We start from the raw sequence: 23,544 nt of genomic DNA, 5'->3' as shown, positions 1-23,544 counted from the left end.
TAACATGATAGAATGTATCGTTCAACATGCAGCAGATGCAAAAGAAGCTGAAAAGCTTGGTGTCACAAGATTAGAGCTGGTTTCGGCTATTGAATTAGGCGGCCTGACACCTTCTTATGGAACGGTCCACCACGTAATGAACAGCGTAGAAATACCTGTTCAAGTAATGATTAGACCGCATCCTTATGGATTTATGTATCGTGCAGAAGATAAATTGGCAATGAAAAAGGATATTTCTTTACTCTATGAGATGGGGTATAAGCGGATTGTAATTGGTGCGCTGACAGAACATAAAACAATAGATACTGTCTTTTTAGATGATTTATGCAGCCAATTCCCTGATTTGGATGTGACGTTTCATCGTGCTTTTGATGATACTCGCAATCAAATAGAAGCTTACCGGACACTGGTACCTTATCGAAAAAATATTAAGCGAATCCTAACTTCTGGCGGTGCAGCGGATTGTACTGGCGGAAAGGATATGCTGCATGAGCTGGTTCAATTACAGAACGCGTTACAGGGTCCGAATATTTTGCCGGGAAGCGGTCTGGGAGCAGAGAATATAGCCTCCCTGCATGAGGTGATTCAAGCAAAGGAATATCATTTTGGCAGTGGTGTCAGATATAATCAGTCATTTGAAGAAGGGATGGATCAAGGAAAGATAGCGAGGATCCGGAAAGCGTTAAGCAAGTAATCATCAGCAAGCTTGGTTGAAGCTGCATGCATCATGAAATAAAAACGGTTAAGGCAGTTCATATCCTGTCTTAACCGTTTTTAAAATATCCAATAGAAGGCGATTAGATATCCATCTCCAAACCTAACTCATCTCTTCTGTTTCTCACGCTTTCCAAACTCGGGATGGAGAGTTGTCCGCCAAGGGTTTCAACAGAAATCGATGCTGTCAGCGAAGCAATCCGTACCGTATCTTTTAGCGAAAAATGATTCTCTAAGCAATAAGCAAAAGCACCGTGGAATATATCCCCTGCGCCAGTAGTATCCATTGTGTCTGCATGAAAGGCAGGAATGTGATAGATTGTATCTTCCTTTTTATAAATAGACCCATCGCTTCCTAAGGTTATCACAATGGTATTTGGGTTGATTTTCTCCAGTTTTGAAAAAGTATCCCGCCAGGTCTCTTTATGACTCATATCAATCGTTATTCCAGAATATTGATAGGCGAAATCCTTCGAACAGACAAGATAATCAACAGCTTCAATAATATCTAAAAGCTCCGGCTTAAACGTTCCGGCATCCATTAACGTAATAGCTTTTGGATACTTTTGAAATGCTTGAAGAGCGCATGCTTTTTCATAGCCGTCCATAAGAATCACATCGGGCGAATGGACTGACCAATCCGGCTCATAATTTTCGAGAGGTAAGGGAGTATTTAGAATGGTTCGATGTCCATTTTCTTGGTTAACTATAATGGAGCTGATGCTGGTAGCCAGCTGATCATCTACTTTTAAAGAGGTGGTATCGACTCCGGTATTTTCTAATTGTTCTAGAATTTTCTTTCCAAATAAGTCATTTCCAATCCTGCTGATAAGAGATGTTTTACTTCCCCAGAGTGCGCACAAATAAGCCGCGTTTGCAGCCGGGCCTCCCATACATTCTATTCGTTCCGGAATGCGGTATTTTTGATTTTCAACAATCGGCTTGTCGATAGGAAAAGTTATATCATAAACAGCTTGACCGATACATAGAATACTCATTTTATCCCCTCCATTATATAAGACGATATCTGATGGCAATTCCTTTTGTATGTCATCTTACAACAAATAAAAAAGCTGATATCTATTTATCTATATATTCTATCATCGTTCAGAGAATGTGTGGTCAGAGAAACAAGGATTATCTTATCTTTATTATGTAAACGCATCCTTGGGTGGTATAATAACTATATAACTTTTTTGAGAAGTGAAGGAATGAAAAACAGGTTTTTTCCTTGGAAAAAGCCAGGTCAAGATAAAATGAATAGATTAACGATAGGGTGGAGGGTTTTTAATGAAAAAATGGAAAATAGCGCTTGTTCCAGGAGATGGAATAGGACCGGAAGTTGTAGCAGAGGGTGTAAAAGTGCTGCAGGCCATCGAGAAGCTGGATAATACACTTTCTTTTGAATTTGAACGTTTTCCTTGGGGATGTGAGTACTACATAGAACATCAAAAAATGATGGCGGATGATGGGATAGAGCAATTGAAAGAATTTGATGCGATTTATCTCGGAGCTGTAGGCTATCCTGGGGTTCCTGATCACATTTCACTTTGGGATTTACTATTGAAAATTCGTAAGGGCTTTGATCAATATGTGAATCTGCGCCCCGTGCGGTTATTAAATGAAGAACTGACACCAATTAAAAATAAATCAGAGAAAGATATTGATTTCCTTGTTATCCGGGAAAATAGTGAAGGGGAATATGCTGGCGCCGGGGATTGGTTATTTAAAGGGAAAAAAGAAGAGGTTGTTTTGCAAACCGGTGTTTTTTCCCGGAAAGGGACAGAACGGATTATCCGATATGCCTTCGAGGAAGCACGTAAGCAACAAAAATTACTGACAAGTATCAGTAAAGCGAATGCCTTGAACTATTCGATGGTTTTCTGGGATGAAGTATTTGAAGAAGTAGGGAAGGAATATCCAGATGTCAAAACAGAATCCTATTTAGTCGACGCGGCAAGTATGTTTTTTGTTATGCAGCCGGAACGTTTTGAAATTGTAGTAACCTCCAATCTGTTTGGAGATATCTTGACAGATATCGGCGCTGCAATTACTGGCGGGATGGGGCTAGCGACAGGGGCGAATGTAAATCCGGAAAGAAATTATCCTTCCATGTTTGAGCCGGTTCATGGTTCAGCACCTGATATCGCCGGGCAAGGGATTGCTAATCCTATTGCAGCTATTTGGTCGGTTGCTCAAATGTTAGAGCATTTTGGTGAGGAAGAATGGGGAAGTGTCGTTGTTGAAACGATAAAAGAAATAATTGATGAAAAGAAAGTGCTCACACCAGATTTAGGAGGAAAGCATAGTACTTCAGAAGTTGGAGATTATTTTGTTGAGAAAATAGCGGGGAAGCTGCATCATAAGTAACTGGTTTAATAAGGGTAAATCGCTATCTGATTACGTATGAAGAAGTTGCTTAAGATGAGGTCTGCCTAGCTTCACATGAATGGACGATGGTGTGTTTATTTTGCAATAGAGTTAAAGAAATGGTTAAGCATAAATAAAAAGAAGCTCACGGAAAATTATTATTTCAGCTGTGAGCTTCTTTTTATTTATTTTAAACAGCACATGGAGCAGGCAGTTCGATTGGGACTATAAAGTCACAGAGAAGCTTTCTTTATCAATTAATTCATCCAGCGACCATACCCGCTGATATTCATCCTTATATTGAATATGTGATGCACGAATGTCCGTCGGAGTAGTGACGCCTGCCGCCGCGGAAATACGGAACAGGCTTTCACGAAGGGTGACCAGATAATTCAAAGCCCGATAAGCTTTTTCATCCACGACGAGAGCTTTCTGCAGCTTAGGATCGGTTGTTGCTACACCCACGGGACAACGGTTTGTATGACAAATTTGTGCCATAATGCAGCCGACTGTAATCATAAATGCACGAGCAATCTGGACAAGGTCCGCGCCCATTCCGAGGATGACAGCGATTCGATCAGCTGTAAAAAGTTTTCCTGATGCAATCAGTGTAACGCGGTCGCGAACGCCATATTTTTTTAACGTCTGATTAGCGATGGTGACTGCTGATTTTATAGGGAGTCCAACGCTATCAGCAAGCTCTTGGAAGGTTGCCCCTGTTCCGCCTTCGGAGCCATCTACAGTAATGAAATCCGGGCCGGCACCAGTTTCCTTCATATAACTGGCAACCTCTTCTAAATCATGGGGGCTACCAATGACCAATTTAATGCCGACTGGAAGACCAGTATGATTCCGAATCTGTTCGATAAAAGAGAACATGGATGGAACGTCACCGAACTCGTTAAAACGGTTTGGACTGTCAATTTCTTGGTAAGGAGCGACATTTCGTATAGAAGCGATTTCTTCTGTTACTTTCTCTGCATCGACATGCCCACCGCGAGTTTTTGCGCCTTGTGCAAGCTTTAGTTCAAAGGCTTTGACCTGTGGGATTTCGCTTTTTTCTTTCAATAAATCCCAGTTAAAAGCACCTGATTTTGTACGGACGCCAAAAAGACCGGGGCCAATTTGGGCTATGATGTCAGTATCTCCCGCTAAATGGTAATCGGAGAGCCCTCCTTCTCCCGTGTTCATCCAGGAACCGCCTGCCATGCCAATCCCCTTGGACAGAGCGGTAATTGCATTCTCTCCCAACGCTCCGTAGCTCATTGCAGACATCCCGACCAGCCCTTTTACGCAGAAGGGCTGCCTGCAGGAAGGACCAATAACGACTGCATGTTCATCATTTAAAAGCCATGGCTGAATCCTTTGGTCCTTTAATTTTTCTTTCCGGCTCAGCAAATTATCCTCTTTCACTTCATAAACTTTGGAATCAATGATTCTTGTATTATCTGCCTCCAGTTCTTCTTGCTGTTTAGGAAACATCGCATTTTTTACATAAAAGTCCGCTTTCTCAAAATCACGGCGGGAACCAAAACCAATCATATTTTTCTGATATTTTGCTGGAATTACCACATCACGATAATCATCGCGGGAAAATGGTTTCCCGGCAGTATCTGCATCAAATAAGTATTGTCTCAGCTCGGGACCAGCTTTTTCTGCGGTATATCTTATTTTACCAAGCAGCGGATAGTTACGTAGAATGGCATGTTGTGACTGCCTCCTGTCCTTCCAATATATGTAGCTGAACAGTCCCAGCGGGATAACAATAATAGCTATCACCAGAATACTCAATGCTATCAAAATAAAAGTAAGTGCAGAAAATTCCATTTTCAAATATCTCCTTTCACATCAAAGTATCAAACTGTATATGTAAAACTTGATATGTGCCTATAAGATATACATACCCGTTTTGAAAATGGTTACACTTTTAAAAAAACTTTTATTGATTTTTGGAAATTTATTTATAGAAAGCATGAAGATAACATCCAATATTTAAGATTGAATTGAAAAAATATATCTCTGTAAGCCTTTACAATAAATATTTTATAAATTATAATGTATGCATAATACATTAAAGAGGTGGTAAAAGTACTTATGAGTAAAAAACAGTTCTATTGTATTGGGTATGCAGGCAGAGATAAAAAGAAAACTTGGGAGCATGTTGAAGAGTTAAAGAAAATAGGGGTCCCGGAACCTAAATCAGTGCCGGAGTTATATCATTTAAGCGATTACTTGATTGATAACAGTGGAGCAATCAGTGTTATTGGTAATCAAACAAGCGGTGAAGTAGAAATAGTCCTTATATGTGATAAGGAAGGAAATTTATTTGTAACAGTTGGAAGTGACCATACGGATAGAGGTTTAGAAACGGTATCGATTCATAAATCTAAACAAGTATGTGCAAAACCAATTGCTGGTGAAAAGTGGGACTTTGAAGATGTTCAGGATGAATGGGACGATTTAGTTCTATATTCTGAAGTATTATCTGAAGGTAACTGGGTCAAGTACCAGCATGATAAAGTTTCTTCTATTATACCTTTTGAACAAATAATGGACTTTTTAAAAAGAAATGATATAGAAAGTCAAAACTATGTTGTTTACTGTGGCACGGTTCCACTTCTAAATGGTTTTATCTATGGAGATGGTTTTAGATGTGGTATTTACAGTGAAAAGATGGATAAGACAATTGAATTAGAATATAAAGTAGAAAAATTGAAGGTGTAATGATGAAAATAGCAGTTTTACAATTTGAAGTTGAGTTTGGAGACGTTGAAGCAAATATAGAACACGTGGAGAAGGTATTTCTAAACACAGATTTAAATGATATTGATACAGTTGTTTTACCGGAAATGTGGACGACAGGCTATGATTTAGAAAATATACAAAAGCTTGCTATGGACAACCTTGAACCGATTAAGGGGGTTATTCAAAGGCTTGCCAAAAAATATAGTGTAAATATTGTTGCTGGATCTGTAGCGAACACAAAGGGAGAAGGAGTATTAAACACCTCTTTTGTTGTTAACCGAGACGGGGAATTCATCCACGAATACTCTAAGATTCATTTAGTCCCTATGTTGAATGAACCCAAATATCTAGTAGGTGGTAAGAACAAAGCAGAGGTATTTGAGTTAGATGGAGAAAAAATGGGGGCCGTTATATGCTATGACTTGCGTTTTCCGGAGCTATTTAGAGATTTAGCTTTAGATGGAGCTAAGATTATTTTTGTTGTTGCTGAATGGCCGATAGAGAGAACGGCTCATTGGTTAACGTTATTGCAAGCAAGGGCAATTGAAAACCAGTGTTACATTGTTGCTTCGAATATTATTGGAAAACAGCCGACAGGTACTGAGTTTGCAGGAAAATCTATCATAATTAATCCATTTGGCGAAATTATGAAACAAGCAACAAGTAATGAAGAAGAAGTATTATTGGAGCAATTAGATATGGAATATATAAATAGAATAAGAAAAGAAATACCTATTTTTGAAAGTCGCAGAACAAATTACTATAAATTTAATTAGCTTGAAAAGGAGCTGTTTTTTGTGAAAAAAGTAATTTTCATTTTAGTGCTGTTGTTCATTCTTGCAGGTTGTGGGAGTGGTGATGCTGGTGGTGAAAATAGAGTTATTAAGCTAGCACACTCTGGTTCAGAAAGTCATCAGTATCATATTGCTGCTGAAAAATTTAAAGAAGAGCTTGAAGGTAATGAAAACGTTAATTTTACAGTTGAAATTCATTCGAATGCTTCGCTTGGTTCTGAAGGAGATGTAATTGAGCAAGTAAGTACAGGGTCTATTGAAATGACAACGGTTGCAGCAGATAGTAATCTTTCTAATACCATTCCGGAGATGAACGTTTTTGGGATTCCATATATTTTTGAGGATAAAGATCATGTATATAATGCATTAGATGGAGATGCAGGACAGCAGTTATTAGATTTGGCAGAAGATAAAGGGATGAAAGGGTTAGGTTACTGGGAAGTAGGTTTTCGTCATCTAACAAATAGCTCTACAGAAATTGTCAATCCAGAAGATGTCAACGGTATGAAAATTAGAGTACAGCCAGCTGCTGTATGGGAAGACCATATTGCAGCATTAGGCGGGAGTCCGACACCAGTAGATTTCAATGAATTGTATTCTGCTTTAGACCAAGGGGTAGTAGATGGTCAAGAAAACCCGTTAGCTACGATTGATTCCATGAATCTTTATGAAGTACAGCAATATGTTTCGCTGACAGGGCATACTTATACACCAGCTGTTACTTTAATGAGCAGCAGCTTTTATGATGAGTTAAGTGATGAAGAAAAAACAGCTGTCGAAGAGGCTTTTAATCAAGCGAAAGAATATCAGCGTAATGCTCTCGATGAAAAAGAAGATGAAATTTTATCTATGTTAGAGGAACAGGGAGTAACTGTAACAGAGCCGGATAGAGAAGCGTTCACCGAAGCAACGATCGATGTAAAGGATGCTGTTTCTAACGAAGTTCCTGAAGAGATAATTCAAAGTCTTATTGATTCTAAGTAAGAAGGTAGTGATGATATGTTAAAAAAAGTAGATTACCTTTTAGCTAAAGTAATGGAAGTAATTATGACAGTTAGTCTTTTAATGACTGTCATAATTACTTTTCTACAAGTCGTATCTCGGTATGTATTTCAAATCCCATTACCCTGGGCACAAGAACTTCTAATGGTCTTTTTTGTGTATAGTATCTTTGCTGGAGCAGCATTCCTGGTTTATCGGAAGGAGCATCTTGTCGTAGATTTATTTGATAATATGAGTGCAAAAAAAGATAAGATACTAAAAATTCTTGAATGTATTGTAGCAAATATTGTTCTATGTGTGTTTATTTATTTTGGAATGGAGCTGGTTAATCAGAACTTTGCTTCAGGGCAAACTTTAGGGTTAATACCAATCCAAAGAGCATATTTATATTTAGCAATTCCTGTTTCCTCTGCCTTCATGGTTTATTTTTATATAAGGAGGCTGTTTAATATATGACTTGGATAATATTGATCATTTTAATGTTTTTACTGATAGTACTAAGAGTTCCTATTGTTTTTGCGATGGGTTTTATCTCAATAATTGGTATAGGACTAAATGATATAAGCCTCCTTTCGAATGTTCCAAGAAATCTATTTAGTGGTATAAATAGTTTTACACTGGTAGCAATACCGTTGTTTATTCTAGCCGGCGAGATTATGGCTAAAGGCGGCATATCGCAGCGACTTGTGAATTTTTCAAAGGTAATAGTTGGTCCGATACCTGGTGGGCTAGCGTTGGTTGTTATTATCAGTAGCGTATTTTTTGCAGCGTTAACGGGTACTGCAATAGCTGCAGCCGCCGCCATTGGGGGAATGTTAATTCCAACAATGCTTAAGGAAGGCTATGACAAGGGATTTACAACGTCTCTTATTGCCAGTGCTTCCACGATAGGGCCTATTATACCGCCTAGTATTGTTCTAATATTATATGGGGTAATGGCAAGTACATCGATAAGTGATTTATTTATCGCTGGAGTTTTACCTGGAATATTGATGGCTGCAGGGTTAATTATATATAGTATTTATATTGGAAAGAAAAACAATTATGTTATAAAAGATAATAAAACAGATTTAAAAACTTTTCTTAAATACTTTAAAGACGCAATTCTTGCTTTACTTATGCCTATTATTATTATAGGTGGTATTATCTCTGGTATATTTACAGCGACAGAATCAGGAGTGGTTGCAGTAGTATATGCTCTTATTATTGGAATATTTGTATATAAGGAAATCAATATTAAGGATTTTCTGGACATACTTAAAAATGCTGCGGCGACGACAACCGGAATTATCTTTCTAATTGGGTCTGCATCTATTTTTATTTGGTATATCAATTTTGAAAGTATTCCAAACCAACTAATAAATATATTAGGATTTGCAGCAGATAATCCAGTGCTATTGTTATTAATAGTTAATATTATCTTGCTTATTGCAGGTACATTTATTGATACGGTTAGTGCGGTTACGATTTTTACACCGTTATTTTTGCCAATGGCATTAAATGCAGGTATAGACCCGGTTCACTTTGGAATTATTTTGGCAGTAAACTTAACAATAGGTATGGTTACACCGCCTTTAGGCGTTTGCTTATTTGTAGTTTCATCCATTGCGAAGCAGAAAGTTCCTACAATGTTCAAGCATCTATTCCCACAAGTTGCTATACTAATAGTAGTATTATTAGTTGTTACGTATTTACCATCACTGATTATGGCACCAGTAGAAATGCTAAGTAAATAGCTTGGAGGGATTGAACATGGAAGACTTTCAATTAAAAGGAATAAAAACGAAAACATTAAAAGATATCATATACAATAACTTGAAAGATATTATTTTAAATAATAATTTTCCTTCTACTGACTATATCACGGAACAAACACTGGCTAAAAAACTAGAAGTTTCTAGAACTCCTTTGAGAGAAGCGATGTTAGATTTAGTGAATGAAGACTTAATAGAATTTAAACCAAGAAAAGGTTATAAAGTGCGAACTCATACAGAAAAAGAAGTTCAGCAAATATTCCTTTTAAGAGAAGTTATCGAAACGGAGATTATATCGCCTATTTTTAATAATATAACGGATAAAAATATAATTAAATTAAAATCTATTGTTGAGCAGCAAAAAGAACTTGCTGAATCTGGAGACAGTTATGGGTTTATGAAGCTGGATAAAGAATTCCATCGGCAAATGTTTTTAATAGCTGACTACAATATTTTTCTTAAATCCTATGATGTATTTCATAATTTAACTATATTAATTGGATCGCAAGCAATTCGAAAAAAAGGACGGATGGAAGAAGTAATACAAGAACATAATCAAATTATTAAGGGGCTGGAACAAAAAGATAAAGAAATCGTAGAAAATGCTATTCGTTATCATTTATCTAGAACAAAAAATATGTATACAGATGTTCAGAACAAAGAGACTGATTTTCAGCATGAAGATAAGAACTGTTGAATGGATGACAGTCTCATTTTGCAGTGGATTTTTAAATGAAATTACAAAAAACAAGGAGACAATTCATCCATGAGTTGTTCTCCTTGTTCTTACGTAATATATTATCCTCTCACCATGTAGCTATCACACCGGTCCCCAATTAATCAAAACAGTAATCACAATAAAGATCGTACCAATAACATACCAAATTCCCACAAGCGGCAGTGCGAATTTCAGCCACTTTGTCCAAGGAATACCGGCAATGGCTAAATTGGCCATTAAGACACCGGATAGCGGCGTAATAATATTAGTAAAGCCATCTCCAAGCGTGTAGGCTTGTACAGCAACCTGACGCGGGATATCCATTAAATCGGCAAGTGGTGTCATAATTGGCATGACAATGGCAGCTTGTCCGCTCCCAGAAGTAACAACAAGGTTGAATAGCCCATTTCCGATAAACATAGCTATGGCACCCATGACACTGGAAAACGGTTCTAAAACAACAGCCATACTATGTACGACCGTATCCAGTACTTGTCCATTTTCCAAAACAACTACAATCGAACGAGCCATTCCGATAATTAAAGCGCCATATAATACTCTTTTGGCACCATTCAAAAATTCTTCTACCATTTGGTTAGCGCCCATTTTTGAAATAAGTGCGGTAATAACTGATAAAGCAACGAAAATCCCTGCCATTTCATTGATGTCCCAGTCTAATTGGAATACACCGTAAACATAAATAGCAATACCAGCTATGAGAACAAGTAATACGGTGAGCTGTGTCGATGTTAATTTCCCATCTACGTCCTCCATGGATTTTTCTTCCAGTTTAGGAAATGGATTATCACTCAGAATGCTTTTTTGAGGGTCATTTTTAACACGGTTGGCATACCAGATAATATAAGCAATGGTGGCACCAACAATAATCACATATAGAACTAACCGTAAGGAAAGCCCCGAAAATAATGGAAGCTGTGCTATCTGCTGTGCAAATCCTGTTGTTTGCGGATCCAGGAATCCAACTGCAAAGCCGGAGTAAGCTCCTAGGTAAATAATCGAGACACCGACAATGGCATCCATTCTCATTGCTCTCGCCAGGATAATTCCAATTGGGATGAAAGCAATGGAGGAGTTAGCGATAATTCCCAGCCCTCCAAACACAGAGAAGAGCGTAGCAACCATTAAAATTAAGAGCCATTCGCGGTTTTGTGTCCGTTTAATGGTTTTCATAATCATGTTATCAATTGCACCTGTTTTTTCAATCACAGCGAAAGTTCCGCCAATTGTTAATACAAGGAAAATTAGTCCGGCGCCGCCAATCAATCCTTCTTGAATCGAGCTGAATAAATCAATCAAGCTAACAGGCTGCTGGTCTATTTGACTGTAGCTGTCCGGAACAATGACATCCGTTCCCTCTTCTGTTGTTTCTCGTTCGTAACTCCCGGCTGGAATGATATATGTAAGAATTGCGGCAAGCAGTAAAATAATAAACAATATAACATATGCATCTGGAAGCTGAAATTTCTTTTTTTGCTTTGTTTTTTCTTGCTGTGACATGGAAGAAGCCTTCTTTCTTTGAAAATCTTAAACTTGAAATTGATTATATAAGAGTTTATACTTCAAAGCAATATAAAATAATATGAATACTTGAAATCATGTAAGTTATTTACTTTCCTTGTCAGCAAATCTGACATGTGTGAAAAGGTGAGCATGAAGGCTTAAAGCTAGTAATGAAAGATTTACAGCGCTGCCTATGCAAGAATAGAATCTATTTCATGAAGGATGGAGAAAACAAATGGGAAGAAATATAGAAAAAAGTGTGTTAGAAACGTTTCAATATTTACACACACATGCTGAAATCAGTTGGGAAGAAGTAGAGACAACGAAATATATCAAAGAAAAATTAGAAGAAGCTGGGTGTGAAACAATCACATTTTCAGACCATACTGGCGTGATTGGAAAGTTTGGCAACTTTGATAAAGATTTGCCGGTAATTGGTGTCCGTGCAGATATGGATGCGTTATGGCAGGAAGTGAACGGTGAATTCCAGCCAAACCATTCCTGCGGTCATGATGCGCATATGTCGATGGTATTGGGCGCCCTTTGGACATTGCAGCAGATGCCTGATATCAAAGATAAGGTAGCGATTAAATTTATTTATCAGCCTGCAGAAGAAGAAGGTGGCGGCGCACTGAAAATGGTGGAAGAAAAAGTCGTGGAAGACGTCGATTATTTATTCGGCATTCACCTCAGACCAAAACAAGAAGTTGATGCAGGGCAGGCTGCTCCAGTGATTGTACATGGTGCAACAAAAACATATGAAGCGGTCATTAAAGGAGAAGATGCCCATGGCGCACGGCCGCATCTGAACGATAATGCCATCGAAATTGGCATGCAGATTGTCAATATGTTGGGCCAAATCCATATGGATCCAAGAGTTCCGCACTCCGCGAAAATGACGAAATTCCAGGCGGGGGCGAAAAGCTCGAATATTATCCCGGGGAACGCCGCATTCAGCTTGGATTTACGTGCACAATCCAATGAAGTGATGGATCTGCTTGTGAAAAAAGTTGATGGTATTTTAGAGTCTGTACGGAATCTTTATGATATAGATATCAATGTGACTGACTATCATGGGGTGCCAGCAGCTGAAACAAGTGAAGAAGCAACGAGCTTTATGCGTACAGCGATTACAGACGTATTAGGAGAAGAAAATGTGGTAGAGCCGCTCCTGACGCCAGGCGGAGATGATTTTCATTTTTATACGGTGAAAAAGCCGGAATTAAAAGCCACGATGCTGGGCTTGGGCTGTAATTTAGGACCTGGTTTACACCACCCTAATATGACCTTTGATAAAGATGCGCTTCAAACGGGAGTGGATATTTTAACGAAGGCTATTTTGAATGTGTATCAAGGGGACCAAAATAAATAGATTATTAGTTTGTTATTGTAATGCTATTTTTCGGGAAGAGTTGACTTTTTACATTCCCAAAGAGACACTATAAATTCTTTAATAGAGCTACTGGATTTATAGTGTCTCTTATTACTTCACTTTTAATGTTACATTTATATAATATTATAACTACTTGTTGTTTTAGTGTTAATGTCCTTCAGAAAGCATATTTTTTAATTTAGCAATTATTTCTTCAATAAATATAAAAAATATAGTTCTCGTTTTTTCAAATGGATATAAATTATCATTTTGTTTAAATTTTGATAAATAGAGGATGTAATCTGCTTTAGAAAAACGAGTATCAGTATATTCCTCTAGTAATAGCATGATATTTGCATTTTTATTTTTCATTTCACGGAAAAGATTTTCAAAAGAAGCAAATTTTCCTGTAACTGATAATACAATAAGTAATGTATCTTCATCTGCTATCAGTGAGGCATGATCTTCGTGTTGGGTCACAGTAATATTATTATTAGTTACTGTAGCTAATTTATAAGCGAAATATTCTGCGCTTATATAGGAAGGACCCAATCCATAAATAATAATCTTATTGAAATTATTAAATACAGAAACAAAATCATCAACTAATTGAGTATCAAAATTATCTAAATATGTTTTCAGCCGTTCAATTTCATTTGAATTATTTTGAGGTGGTAATTCAATAGGTTTACCACTGAAGTACAGCTTATATTGTTTGAAATTATCAAAGCCTAATTTACGTGCGAGCTTAGAAATCTTTGAAGGGGATACCTCGCAAATTTCAGCAGCTTGAAGTATTTTAAGGTTTTCACCTTCAGCCATCTTTTTGGAGAGGATGGCATGTATTCTTTTTTCTAATTGGGTAAGGTGATCGGTATCTAATTTTAGCATTTTATATCTTCCTTCAACATTAGATTTACGGCGTTTATAAACAGAAGTGTTATGAAAGAGTAAGAGGTGGATAGACTATTTTGGATGAATAAACAATATACTTATATCTATTAAAAGATAACATAAACGGGGGTGAAATTCGAATGAAACTTATTTACTGGTTTTTGTTTGAAAGCCGGAAAGACAATTCACTTTAGCTTGAAAAATGAATTGCCTTAGCCGTAAAATAGATTTAGCTCGAAGCTGTATTATTTCTTCTTTTAACATCAGCGCTGAAAATGAAGGTAACTACAATTGCTATAACTCCAGCTATTGCGCTAAAGATAAAGTATGCATTATAGCCAGTTGCTTCTCCAAATGATGACATCATCCAGCTAACCAGGAGCGGTAACAGGATATCAGGTAAATAGCCAATGAAGGAGACTAATCCAATGGATAGTCCAAGCTCATCATCCTTAATATCACAATCACCAAGCAATGACCAATATAAACCCCGTATAGAGTATACAGCCAAGCCAATTAAAATAACCAGTATATTAAAATAAATGTGCGGCAGGCCTGATGGAAGCAGAGCCATGAAGACTAGTACAATCGTTCCCAGAGCCAGAGATAAAATTAAGATATAACTTTTTCCAAATTTGTCTCCTAAAAAACCGCCCAGAATGCCGCCAATTGGTCTCATCCATAGCATGATTACAGTAATTGTTCCAACAGCAGATGCTGTTACACCGATATTTGTTTGCAAAAAGCCACCAACATAGTAAATTGTCCAGGCTACTATGTAAGCCATAAAGATAATAACCCCTAATAATAGGACAGATTTATTGGTCAGCACATTTTTGATGGCTTTTAAACCAACATTTTTACTTTCTTTTTTAACTCCATTATCATCTGTTTGTTTCGTAGAAGTTTCATCTTCATTAACGAATAACATAATTAAAACAGCGACAATGATTAAGATAATGGAATACATATATACTACTGAAACTAAGGCGGCTTCCTTATCAGCCAACGCTGTGCTTGTTCCGAGTACAGCAGAGAACATGGAGATGGCGATACTCGCTAGTACGGCTTCAATAACTCCCTTACCGCCATCTAATATTCCAAAGAAGCGTCCCTCTTCTTCTTTTTTTGAAATTAGTTTTACTAATTTCATATGGGCAGACCAGAATGTCAGTACGGTAAATATGCCCCAAATAACAAAGATAGTGATAATAAATGGATAACTGGGTACTTGAGCGAACCAGATACCAGCTGCCCCCACCCCCAGCAGGGAAATGGTTAGCAATTTTTTTGCGGAGAACTTGTCAGCTATCCAACCACTTGGAAAATATCCGATAACATATGCAATTCCTAATGCAGAGAGTATAATGTTCAGTTCTGATAAACTTAATCCATAAACTTCAAGAATAGTTTCTTGATAATTAGTTCTTAAATAAAGCAAAGGAAATATGGCTCCACCAGCTAAAACAATTAAAGAAAACTGAAAATACCTTTTAAGGTTACTAGTTTGCATGATGCTCCTCCTTTACCCGAAAATAGGAAATGTTAATTTTAATATTTCATCTGTATGCTCTCTGGCTTTTTTAACTACATTGTTATTTATATTTTGATAAAAATGATAGTTATCGCTGTTAGGATGAAATGTTTTTTCCGTCTTCACAGTATGATCTATTGCATCGTAGAACCCGTTGTAAATACCTAAATATTTATAGACACTGATAGCAGCTCCTTTACTTGCACTGCTATTACCGGCTCTTCGATGAACCGGCAGCCCAAAGGTGTCCGATAATATTTGCAGCATTAAATCACTTTTGGCCCCGCCTCCAATAGCTACAATTTCATTGATATCTTCGTTCAGTTCTGCGAGCATATCATCAATATTATTTTTAATATTTAAAGAAATCGCTTCCAATATTGAACGATAGATATGAAATTTAGTATGTCTATTGTCAAAACCAATCATAACTCCTTTACGATAAGGTTTATCAGGATAAGGTAACCAGTCTAAGATAGTAATTAAACCATCACTTCCTACAGGTACTTCTTGAGCCTGAAGGTTTAAGTATTCTTCTTCAGATATTCCCATTTTCGAAGCATGAGAAGTTAATTCTTCTCCTATTAAGTTTTTAAACCAACTGACAGTCCACATTCCCCGTCTGATTGCATTGGATTCATATACATACTGAAATGGAATAGCAGCTAAAGTAGGAAAGAAATTCACTGCATTTTCATAGTCTCTATTTCTTAACATCATAGATGAAATTAGGGTGCCCAGAGAAATCATAATTGTATTTTTATCTTTTATACCAGAACCAAGTACTTCTACAGCCTTATCATTGGCTGTTGCAATAACTGGAACATCTTCTCTTAATCCAAGTTCTTGTGCAAGCTCATTGCGGATAGTTCCTAATTTTTCACCAGGTTTGACCAGGTTAAAGAGCATATTTCTGTTCAAACCATGTTCGGCGATAATGTTATCATCTTCTACCCAATCTAAAGTTTGCCGGTTTATAGGCCAGGAAACTTCACAATTACCTGCTGTATCATTGAATTCCCCTGTTAATCGAAATCCAAGATATCCAGACGTAGTTGTTACATACTTTACTTTGTCATCTTCATGGATATAAGGTTCAGAGAGACGGCGGTCCATCCAGCTTAAAACTGGATGAGCCAAAGAACCATCACCTTTTAATAGAGCTCTGCAACTTCGAATAGTACATAGCCCGATACCAACAATATTCATTCGATTCCCTTGGAAATTATTTAAACATTTTTTTAATGCATGATATACGCTATCCCATAAATCATCATTAGGATGAACTGCTTCGCCTGGTTTTTGACTTACTAATTCTGCTAACTTATGTGATCCATATGCAACATCATTACCTTCCATATCATAAATAATTACTTTCGTACTCTGTGAACCATTATCTATACCAATAACGAAATTTTCGCTCATCATCCTGCCTCCCTTAATCGCGGATGTATTTCTTAATTTCATTTTCTTTTGGGAAAATTGTTCCGTAGTTCATAATTCCATTAGGATCAAAGGCTTCCTTTAACTTTTCTAACATGAAATATGCTGAACCATGCTCATCTTTTGTCCATTCGGAACGATATTTACCTATGCCGTGATGATGACACATAGAGCCACCTAATTTTAAGGTTTCTTCAATGATGATTTCATGAATAGGATGGTGATATATAAGTATTTCATCTTCAGGTGCACAATTTATTGTGTAATTATAAACAAAATACATATTTGTCCCATTGAGATAACTATGGGAAGAATGTCCTCCCAGCATTGTTAATTCATCTGCTCTATCAAACTCATTTCTGATGCGATGAATAACGTTATTATAAATTTTAATAATATTTTCCCAATCTGCAGATACTTCCGTAGTAAATCCATCATGAGAATTATGTTCTACCATTTCTTGTATTTCTTCATCGATTCTGCTTTGTTCCCAATTCAAGTTATTGAACCAGTTTTCTATTATGCTATTATCAACTTTTTCAATCACGCCTGATCGGAACTTCTCGATGGCTTGATTGATTCCTTCATTTGTAGCTTCCACAATTCCCTTAGGTCCTTCTGTCATAAATATCAAAACACATTTTTCTTTATAGAAATGGTTAAAATGTTGTTTTGCGTCTTCTTCTGAGTAGACACGAGCTACGGAAGGCTTAAATCCATTAACCATTACTTCTCTTAAAATACTAATGCCAGTTTCCATATCCTCTAATAAATAACCATGAAAGGTATTATTTTCAGGGATATATTTGAAAATTTTTATAGTAACTTCGGTAATATAGCAGAGTGATCCTTCATTTCCAATTGCTATATGCCTTATATCTGGACCGCCAGAACGTCTCGGAACATTTTTAATTTTAGATACATGTCCTTCCGGAAAAACACATTCTAAACCTACAACCATATCTTCAATCGCTCCGTATAAAGTGGAGAACTGACCAATGCTTCGTGTGGATACTAGTCCCCCCATTTGCGCCACTGGTTTTGATTGTGGAGAGTGTCCTGTGGTGTACCCTGATTTACGCAGTTCATCTTCTAATGTTTGAAGCTTCACCCCTGATTGTACGGTGGCTTGCATGTTATAGGTATCAATGTTTATTATTTGATTCATCTGTGAACCATCAATGACAATTGTAGATTCTTTCCAATTTTCCAGGCCACCTTCTGTAGCAGTTTTCCCGCTTCGTGGAATGACATTAATTCCGTTCTTATTGCAAAAAGTTAATAGAGTTTTTACTTCTTTCGTTGTGTGAGGATAAACAATGGCAATAGGTGCTGGTACATCTAATACACGTTTTGCCTTTGCGTATTTTTTATAACGATCAGCTGATGCATCATATAATTCCTCATCATTAGTAACAATTTGATCTTCTGAAATAATTGCTTGCAAATCTTTTAATAATTGTTTATTCATAAATTATTCTCCTTTATTTTTTGTTATCTAACTAGATAACCTCCATCTACAGTTACTAGGGTACCGTTTACATAATTTGAAGCTTCAGAGGATAAAAATACCATCGTCCCCATTAAATCAAGAATGTTTCCCCATCTATTAGCTGGAATATGACTTAATACTTTTTGATTTGTTTCTGGATTTTCTCTAGTAGCTTTAGTGACATCCGTCTTAAAATAACCAGGAGCAATTCCGTTAACTTGAATATTGAATTGCGCTAACTCATCACAATATGCTTTAGTGAAGCCGGCTAAACCATGTTTTGTAGCTGCATACGCTGGTGACCATTGTCCGCCTAAAAAAGAGAAAAGAGAACAAGTATTAATTATTTTTCCGCTATTTTGTTTAATCATATGTTTTGCGACTTCGCTAGCTAATTCAAATGGAGCAGTCAAATTTACAGAAACCATTTTGTCCCACTGTAGACGGGTGAATTTTGTTACGTCTGGTTCATTGATATTGATCCCGGCATTATTTAAGAGAATATCTATTTTACCGAATGTTTCTATACATTTATCAGCAACTTTTTTACACTCGCCATCTTGAGTGATATCAGCAATCATTAAATGATACTTTACATCTTCATTTTCAATTAGCTTTTTTGTTTCATCATTGTCCTCGGCCATACTGACTGCAAATATATCTGCTCCTGCTTTGGCTAGAGCAAGGGCAAAGCCTTGTCCTAAACCGGAGTTTCCTCCGGTTACAACTGCAGTTTTCCCTTTTAAGCTAAAAAAGTTCATATCAAAGTCTGTAATTCTGCTTTTTTTATGTGTCATTATTTATTCCACCTTTTCTGTAAATTTTGTTAATGAGTACATTCTAATATAAAAATAAATGAAACGGAAGCGTTTTTAGAGAAATTTCTCTTTTTAAATAAATTATATTGATATAAAGGAAAATTTTCCTTTATATCAATCGTGAATTAAAAGTGAACTTCATTTAATAGATAAGTGATTTTGACGATAAAAATCTTAAGTAAATTTATGAATCATCATAAGTATGTGTAAGGAAATTAAGTGTGAAAGTATTTTGTATTAAAATAATTAACAAGATGAGGAATCTAATTTCAAAACCTAAACATTATAACGTTATATTGACTAAATAAAAAATTAATGTTAATCTATTTCACACAGAGTTAAACAAGCACAAATATAATGAAATGTTTATCCTGTTATAATTTAAACAACGAAGGCTGACTAAAGGGATGATGGAAATGGCAGACAATGTAGTTCTGCGGAATCTAAAAATGTTAGATGGAACTTCTGTGGATATTGTTGTAGAGAATAGAAGAATTATTGACATAGCTTCATCAGGAACAGCAACTGGTGAGCATATAATTGATTATAAAAATAAAGTGTATGTTTCTAGCGGTTGGATTGATATGCATGTGCATGCCTTTCCAGAATTCGATCCGTATGGAGACGATATTGATGAGATTGGCTATAAAACAGGAGTAACAACAATTGTTGATGCGGGAAGTACTGGAGCTGACCGGATTCATGATTTAGCTGGAAATTCCAAAAAGTCTAAGACGAATGTATTCGCTTTCCTGAATATTTCACGTATTGGTTTGAAAAGAGTAGATGAATTATCGGACTTGTCACTGCTGAATAAAGAGGAATTAAAGCGCGCTGCTAAAGAGAACAATGATTTTATTGTTGGATTAAAAGCACGGATTAGCAACAGTGTAGTGGGAGGTAATGATATAGAGCCTTTAAAAATAGCACGTGAATTTTCCAAGGAGACAAATTTACCGCTAATGGTCCACATTGGATCAGGACCTCCAGATATTAACGATGTATTGGACTTACTAGAGAAGAAGGATGTTATTACACATTTCTTAAATGGAAAATCTAATAATTTATTTGATGAGGAAGGAAAACCGCTTCCTAAATTCTTAAAAGCAATGGAACGTGGTGTTCATATAGATGTTGGTCATGGTAATGCAAGCTTTTCTTTTAAGACTGCTGAGCAAGCGAAGAAACACGGAATCCACTTTAACACGATCAGCACTGACATTTATCGGAAAAACCGATTGTATGGGCCGGTCTACAATATGGCAAGTGTGTTAAATAAGTTTCTATGTTTAGGATATTCCTTAAAAGAAGTCATTGATGCTGTCACTGTTCATGCTGCAGCATGGTTGAATAAACCAGAGCTGGGCCGTATTTCTAAAGGAGATATTGCAAATCTTACCCTATTTTCTATAGAAGAAGATGAAACAATCGATTTGGTGGATTCAGAAGGGGAGCACAGGAAAACAGACCAAAGAGTGGAAGTTAAAGGAGTGGTAATTAATGGCGAATACAATGAATGCTAAGTACGGTTTGAAGCGAGTGATTAATGCAAGTGGAAGAATGAGTATTTTGGGTGTTTCTGCTCCGACAGACTCCGTAATGGAAGCGATGAAATCCGGTGGACAGAATTATGTTGAGATTGCAGATCTAGTGGATAAAGCGGGAGCACATATTGCTGGGCTGCTTCAATCAGAAGCTGCTGTTGTTGTTAATTCTGCTTCTAGTGGGATCGCTCTTTCTGTTGCAGCGATGGTAACGGAAGGAAATCGCCGAAAGAGTGAGAAGCTACATCAGGAAGATATTCTCAAAAATGAAATTGTCATGTTAAAAGGACATAATGTCCAATATGGTGCACCGATAGAAACCATGGTTGCGCTTGGTGGCGGAAAGCTTGTAGAAACAGGCTATGCGAATGAAGGAAGAAGAGAGCATATTGCAGATGCTATCAATAATTATACAGCGGCTGTTTTATTTGTGAAATCTCATCATGCTGTCCAAAAAAATATGATCTCAGTGGAAGAAGCCTGGGAAGTTGCACAGGAAAATAGTGTACCGCTAATCGTTGATGCAGCAGCAGAGGAAGATTTGAAAAAATATGTACAGATTGCAGATTTAGCGATTTATAGTGGATCGAAAGCTATTGAAGGTCCAACATCTGGTATTGTAGCTGGAAAGAAAGACTATGTGGAGTGGGTAAAAACACAGCTGCATTATATTGGAAGAAGTATGAAGGTTGGGAAGGAAACGACATTTGGATTGTTACAGGCATTAGATGAGTATTTTGTGAAAAAAGATCATAGTGAAGCTGAAAAGAGGAGCTTAGAAGTATTGCAATCACTAAATACCATTGATGGTGTAACCGTGACAGTTGTACAGGATGAAGCAGGACGCGCTATTTTCAGAGCACGGATTCAAATTGATTCCACTGTGACAGGAACTACTGCGAAAGAGGTAAATGACAAGCTTCGTCATGGGGATATAGCGATCTATACGCGTGATTATGGAATTCGTCAAGGCTTCTTTGATATTGATCCCCGTCCATTACAAGGGGATGACATTCACGTAATTGAATCGGAATTAAAATCTATTTTAGGAGGAAATAAATAATGCATATAAACGATCGCTTTTATAAAAATAGAGTCGCATTAAACGTGTTAGCCAATAGTATTGAAAATGCAAAGGAAGTCTTTGACGCAGCAGAAGGGCATGTACTGGTGGGTGTACTTTCTAAGGATTATCCAACAGTGGACGCAGCTGTTACTGCAATGAAGGAATACGGAGAAGCAATTGAGGATGCTGTTTCTATTGGCTTAGGTGCTGGTGATAACAGACAAGCAGCGGTTGTTGCTGATATTGCCAAGGATTACGCGGGTTCTCATATTAATCAGGTCTTCCCTGCTGTAGGGGCAACCCGAGCTAATTTAGGAGAAAAGGATAGTTGGATTAACGCACTTGTATCGCCGACAGGTAAGGCGGGGTATGTAAATATATCTACTGGCCCAGTTAGCGCAGAAGCTGATGAGACTGCTATTGTACCAGTTAAATCCGCTATTGCACTTGTCCGTGATATGGGCGGAAATGCGTTGAAATACTTCCCAATGAAAGGATTGCAAACGGAAGAAGAATTTCGTGCAGTTGCTGCCGCTTGCGGCGAAGAAGGATTTGCATTAGAGCCAACAGGCGGTATTGATTTGGATAACTTCGCCCAAATTTTAGAGATTGCATTAGAAGCAAAAGTGCCTAAAGTAATTCCTCATGTTTATTCTTCTATTATTAACAAAGAAACCGGAAAAACCAATGAGGAAGATGTTAGAAAGCTTTTAGCTATCAGTAAAGAATTGGTTGATAAATATGTCTAAGAATATTGTTTCATTTGGCGAAGTAATGATGCGTTTGCAAGTACCTGGATACGAATTACTCACGCAGGCAAACAATTTACAGTATTCCTTTTCGGGCACAGGGGTAAATGTTGCTTCTGCTATGACAAAGCTTGGACACCGTGGATATCTTGTTACAAAATTGCCGGATAATCCTTTAGGAGATGCAGCAATATCTTTCTTGCAGCGCTTAGGAATAGAGCGTGATTTTATTGCAAGAAACGGCAAATATATTGGAATGTACTTTTTGGAAAATGGTTTTGGGCAGCGTTCCAGCCGTGTCACCTATACCAATCGGTTAGAGAGCACATTTAATACAGCGGATATTTCTGATTATGATCTCGATTCGATTGCAGCCGATACGGACGTTATCCATTTTTGTGGAATCAGCCTGGCGATGACAGATAAAGTTCGTGCAAGTATGAAGACCCTGGCTAAATTGGTAAAAGAAAAAGGCGGAAAAGTTTGCTTTGACTGTAACTATCGTCCTTCTTTATGGGATGGGGGTTATGAGGAAGCAAAACCGCATTATGAGGATATGCTTTCTTTAGCGGATATCGTGATGATGAATGAAAAAGATGCAATGTATATATTAGGGATGGAAACGGAAAAGACAGAAAGAGAAGAGCAGCTGCAGGAATTAATTCCGAAAGTAGCAAAAAAGTATCATATTCAAACGATTGCAGGTACACACCGGGGGATTAATACCGATAATACACATTCCTTAAAAGGCTATATGTATACAGCAGAAGAATTTGTGTTTTCTAGAAATATTACCTTTTCTGTATATGATCGTATTGGCGCTGGGGATGCGTATACAAGTGGAATCCTGCATGGGGAATTATCTGATTATACACCAGAAAAAACAGTCGAATTTGCAGCAGCTGCAGGCATGCTTGCATGTACGATTGTCGGAGATACGCCAATGTCAACAGAAGCGGAGATATTAGCTGCTATGTCTGGAACAGTAGGAGACGTAAAACGTTAAGTGAAGGA

The 23,544-nt window shown here is 37.2% G+C and carries 21 protein-coding genes; 13 read left to right on the top strand and 8 right to left on the bottom strand.

Annotated features, from left to right (window positions below):
- The first annotated feature begins 4 nt into the window (after positions 1-4).
- Positions 5-694 (top strand): copper homeostasis protein CutC, encoded by a 690-nt coding sequence (locus tag MKY45_RS22415; protein ID WP_212929280.1) that lies wholly within the window; start codon positions 5-7, stop codon positions 692-694.
- A 103-nt stretch (positions 695-797) separates the two neighbouring features.
- Here the strand turns inward: MKY45_RS22415 and MKY45_RS22410 are convergent, their stop codons facing one another.
- Positions 798-1,712 (bottom strand): carbohydrate kinase family protein, encoded by a 915-nt coding sequence (locus tag MKY45_RS22410; RefSeq protein WP_042528912.1) that lies wholly within the window; start codon positions 1,710-1,712, stop codon positions 798-800.
- A gap of 292 nt (positions 1,713-2,004) precedes the next feature.
- Here MKY45_RS22410 and MKY45_RS22405 point away from each other — a divergent pair, with 292 nt between their 5' ends.
- Positions 2,005-3,084: a tartrate dehydrogenase gene (locus MKY45_RS22405; RefSeq protein WP_341173421.1), complete on the top strand. Its 1,080-nt coding sequence runs from the start codon at positions 2,005-2,007 to the stop codon at positions 3,082-3,084.
- Between the two features lie 225 nt (positions 3,085-3,309).
- Here MKY45_RS22405 and MKY45_RS22400 read toward each other — a convergent pair whose 3' ends face one another.
- A complete protein-coding gene (locus MKY45_RS22400; RefSeq protein ID WP_042528916.1) occupies positions 3,310-4,911 on the bottom strand; it encodes an FMN-binding glutamate synthase family protein in 1,602 nt (533 codons plus the stop codon).
- A 267-nt stretch (positions 4,912-5,178) separates the two neighbouring features.
- Here MKY45_RS22400 and MKY45_RS22395 point away from each other — a divergent pair, with 267 nt between their 5' ends.
- From MKY45_RS22395 to MKY45_RS22370, 6 genes are read left to right on the top strand one after another with little or no spacing between them, the layout of a single operon-like run.
- Positions 5,179-5,808 carry a DUF2848 family protein gene (locus tag MKY45_RS22395; protein WP_042528917.1) on the top strand — a complete coding sequence of 210 codons (630 nt, stop codon included), beginning with the start codon at positions 5,179-5,181 and terminating at the stop codon, positions 5,806-5,808.
- Complete coding sequence (locus MKY45_RS22390; protein ID WP_319022543.1) at positions 5,808-6,605, top strand: carbon-nitrogen family hydrolase; 798 nt, start codon at positions 5,808-5,810, stop codon at positions 6,603-6,605. The genes MKY45_RS22395 and MKY45_RS22390 overlap by 1 nt, the downstream gene beginning before the upstream one ends.
- A 21-nt stretch (positions 6,606-6,626) precedes the next feature.
- Positions 6,627-7,607 carry a DctP family TRAP transporter solute-binding subunit gene (locus tag MKY45_RS22385; protein WP_341173420.1) on the top strand — a complete coding sequence of 327 codons (981 nt, stop codon included), beginning with the start codon at positions 6,627-6,629 and terminating at the stop codon, positions 7,605-7,607.
- A gap of 15 nt (positions 7,608-7,622) precedes the next feature.
- Positions 7,623-8,081, top strand: a complete 459-nt coding sequence (locus MKY45_RS22380) for a TRAP transporter small permease (RefSeq protein WP_341173419.1) — start codon at positions 7,623-7,625, stop codon at positions 8,079-8,081.
- Positions 8,078-9,361 carry a TRAP transporter large permease gene (locus tag MKY45_RS22375; RefSeq protein WP_042528923.1) on the top strand — a complete coding sequence of 428 codons (1,284 nt, stop codon included), beginning with the start codon at positions 8,078-8,080 and terminating at the stop codon, positions 9,359-9,361. The genes MKY45_RS22380 and MKY45_RS22375 overlap by 4 nt, the downstream gene beginning before the upstream one ends.
- A gap of 16 nt (positions 9,362-9,377) precedes the next feature.
- Positions 9,378-10,076, top strand: coding sequence for a GntR family transcriptional regulator (locus tag MKY45_RS22370; RefSeq protein WP_052484852.1), 699 nt, complete (start codon positions 9,378-9,380; stop codon positions 10,074-10,076).
- A gap of 123 nt (positions 10,077-10,199) precedes the next feature.
- On the opposite strand, the gene MKY45_RS22365 is transcribed toward MKY45_RS22370, so the two are convergent.
- Positions 10,200-11,615 carry a YfcC family protein gene (locus MKY45_RS22365; protein ID WP_341173418.1) on the bottom strand — a complete coding sequence of 472 codons (1,416 nt, stop codon included), beginning with the start codon at positions 11,613-11,615 and terminating at the stop codon, positions 10,200-10,202.
- Positions 11,616-11,853: 238 nt separating this feature from the next.
- Here MKY45_RS22365 and MKY45_RS22360 point away from each other — a divergent pair, with 238 nt between their 5' ends.
- On the top strand, positions 11,854-12,990 hold the full coding sequence (locus MKY45_RS22360; RefSeq protein ID WP_256705387.1) for a M20 peptidase aminoacylase family protein: 1,137 nt from the start codon (positions 11,854-11,856) through the stop codon (positions 12,988-12,990).
- 168 nt (positions 12,991-13,158) lie between these two features.
- Here the strand turns inward: MKY45_RS22360 and MKY45_RS22355 are convergent, their stop codons facing one another.
- From MKY45_RS22355 to MKY45_RS22335, 5 genes are all read right to left on the bottom strand, one after another.
- The gene (locus MKY45_RS22355; RefSeq protein ID WP_193063683.1) at positions 13,159-13,881 is read right to left on the bottom strand and encodes a MurR/RpiR family transcriptional regulator; all 723 of its coding nucleotides are present in this window, start codon (positions 13,879-13,881) and stop codon (positions 13,159-13,161) included.
- Positions 13,882-14,113: 232 nt separating this feature from the next.
- A complete protein-coding gene (locus MKY45_RS22350) occupies positions 14,114-15,397 on the bottom strand; it encodes an MFS transporter (protein WP_256705386.1) in 1,284 nt (427 codons plus the stop codon).
- A gap of 12 nt (positions 15,398-15,409) precedes the next feature.
- Positions 15,410-16,846, bottom strand: a complete 1,437-nt coding sequence (locus MKY45_RS22345; protein ID WP_341173417.1) for an FGGY-family carbohydrate kinase — start codon at positions 16,844-16,846, stop codon at positions 15,410-15,412.
- Positions 16,847-16,856: 10 nt separating this feature from the next.
- Positions 16,857-18,332 carry an FAD-binding oxidoreductase gene (locus MKY45_RS22340; protein ID WP_256705383.1) on the bottom strand — a complete coding sequence of 492 codons (1,476 nt, stop codon included), beginning with the start codon at positions 18,330-18,332 and terminating at the stop codon, positions 16,857-16,859.
- Between the two features lie 23 nt (positions 18,333-18,355).
- Positions 18,356-19,150: an SDR family oxidoreductase gene (locus MKY45_RS22335; protein ID WP_256705382.1), complete on the bottom strand. Its 795-nt coding sequence runs from the start codon at positions 19,148-19,150 to the stop codon at positions 18,356-18,358.
- A 437-nt stretch (positions 19,151-19,587) separates the two neighbouring features.
- Here MKY45_RS22335 and MKY45_RS22330 point away from each other — a divergent pair, with 437 nt between their 5' ends.
- The 4 genes from MKY45_RS22330 to MKY45_RS22315 are packed head-to-tail and all read left to right on the top strand — an operon-like array spanning position 19,588 to position 23,536.
- The gene (locus tag MKY45_RS22330; RefSeq protein ID WP_256705381.1) at positions 19,588-20,694 is read left to right on the top strand and encodes an amidohydrolase/deacetylase family metallohydrolase; all 1,107 of its coding nucleotides are present in this window, start codon (positions 19,588-19,590) and stop codon (positions 20,692-20,694) included.
- Positions 20,672-21,778 (top strand): DgaE family pyridoxal phosphate-dependent ammonia lyase, encoded by a 1,107-nt coding sequence (locus MKY45_RS22325; protein WP_256705379.1) that lies wholly within the window; start codon positions 20,672-20,674, stop codon positions 21,776-21,778. The genes MKY45_RS22330 and MKY45_RS22325 overlap by 23 nt, the downstream gene beginning before the upstream one ends.
- Entirely contained in the window at positions 21,778-22,530 is a 753-nt protein-coding gene (dagF, locus tag MKY45_RS22320) for a 2-dehydro-3-deoxy-phosphogluconate aldolase (protein WP_425313015.1), read from the top strand. Before MKY45_RS22325 ends, dagF begins: the two co-directional genes overlap by 1 nt.
- Positions 22,523-23,536 carry a sugar kinase gene (locus tag MKY45_RS22315; RefSeq protein WP_256705378.1) on the top strand — a complete coding sequence of 338 codons (1,014 nt, stop codon included), beginning with the start codon at positions 22,523-22,525 and terminating at the stop codon, positions 23,534-23,536. Before dagF ends, MKY45_RS22315 begins: the two co-directional genes overlap by 8 nt.
- The last annotated feature ends 8 nt before the right edge of the window (positions 23,537-23,544 follow it).

It is taken from the genome of Oceanobacillus sp. FSL K6-0251, from assembly GCF_038004725.1.
GTDB lineage: Bacteria > Bacillota > Bacilli > Bacillales > Amphibacillaceae > Oceanobacillus > Oceanobacillus oncorhynchi.
This window is presented reverse-complemented; position numbering and strand designations above follow the sequence as displayed.